Origin of the sequence: Merdimmobilis hominis (assembly GCF_016901855.1) — a bacterium.
In the GTDB taxonomy this organism is placed as follows: Bacteria; Bacillota; Clostridia; order Oscillospirales; family Ruminococcaceae; genus Paludihabitans.
The window spans coordinates 1-1,616 of the sequence record NZ_JACJKY010000048.1; the positions used below are offsets into that span (position 1 = coordinate 1).

General features: G+C 43.5%; 2 protein-coding genes. Both read right to left on the bottom strand.

All coding sequences use genetic code 11. The features are described 5' to 3' along the window. A partial coding sequence (locus tag H6A12_RS12940; protein WP_204448420.1) for a hypothetical protein occupies positions 1–268 on the bottom strand: 268 nt, incomplete at its 3' end. Positions 269–306: 38 nt separating this feature from the next. After that, positions 307–1,530, bottom strand: coding sequence for a hypothetical protein (locus tag H6A12_RS12945; RefSeq protein WP_204448421.1), 1,224 nt, complete (start codon positions 1,528–1,530; stop codon positions 307–309). Between the last annotated feature and the right edge of the window lie 86 nt (positions 1,531–1,616).

The following is a 1,616-nucleotide window of genomic DNA, read 5'->3' on the forward strand; positions in this document are numbered from 1 at the left end:
ACTGTGCGTTGTCATGCTTGCAGTTCGGCTTGCTGCAAAACGGTACACAGTTGAGTGTTTGTTTGTCAATGATATAGATTGTTCCGGTCGGCGCTAAATAATAATAGCTATCGTCTGATGCGCACATCCGAAATTCCGGTGCATTTCCAAACATATTTTGCAGATCATATCCTTCAACGTATTGGTCACTTGTGGGGATGGGCGGGCTGCATGCAGCGAATGATACACAGATACAGAGAATCAGGAAAAGAGAAATTGTTTTTTTCATAGAACTCGCCTCCTTGTTATTTGGTGCTGTGTTTGTTCTTACTGTGCTCCGCGTACCAGCTCACGGATTTCAGCGCCTTTTCCGATTTGCTGTTTATCAAGAATGCACAGCGACATGTAGGAATCAGGCTCTCTGACATACTGTTTGTTCTCATCGTAATAATGTCTTGTTTCAAACTCCATAAACAGATAGCGGTCATCGCCTAAGTATGGTGCGAATAAGCTGCCGTATTCCGTATAAAACGGGATTTCCTCGCACTTTTCCTTTGTTTTTCGATCATAAATCAGAAGTACGCTTTGCTCAAACCGTTCACGTTCAACAGGCACGCCGGGTTCTGCAAAATAGTAATAATAAGACGAATCTGCGGTTGCCATTCCGCTCATGACAGAGGTGTCTACATCATTTACTAAAAAACCAACATCTTCCCGTTCGTTTCCGTTATAATCCGCCCACAGGAAAGTGGAATCATAAATGGTTGTTGCCTGATTGTCGGAAAGTACTTTCTTTGCAAAAATTCCTTCCGGTGTGATACACTGCGATAAAACGGCCTCCGTCTTATCTTCTTTTACTTCGATATAGCCGGTAGTAACCGGGGAAGAAAGGTCACTGATATCATACCGCAATTCTTCGATTGCAGGCTGCGATTCAAAACGCGTCACATGAACATAGAGAGAGTTTCCATATATATTTCGGAGAATCGGTTCGGCATCCTCCGTGCGTTCAATGATCAATTCACCCTCTTCCTTGTCTGTCAGTGAATAACGATACACACCGTCATAATGATTTGCATAGTAATATCCGCGGTGAATAAAACTGCTTCCGGATGAAGGTACATATCGAACGAAATCTTTTGAAGTACCGTCAAGCGAGAGTTTATAAAGGATGTTTGATTCCAGTTCATTTACCTCAGCTTGTTCATCGCCGCGCTCATCGACGACATAGAGTGATCCTTGATAAAACCAAATTCCCCTTGGTTTTGCATGTGCGATGCATTCTTTACTGTTGTGTGCACAGTTTGGTTTATTGCAAAACGGCACGCAGATAAGCGTTTGCTTGTCAATGATATAGATCGTACCGCTAGGCGCAAGGTAATAGTAACTGTCGCCTGTGGAACAGATACGAAACCTTCCTTGTCCATTATACATATATTGACAGTCTTGCCCTTCAACGTATTGGTCACTTGTGGGGATGGGCGGGCTGCATGCGCTTAACAACACTGTGCTGATGCAGAGAATCAGAAAAAGGGAAATTGCTTTTTTCATAGAACTCGCCTCCTTGTCGTTTGGTAACGTGTTCGTTTTTACTGTGTCAAATGTAAAAGCTTCCGAAGCTCGGCGCCGTTTCCGAT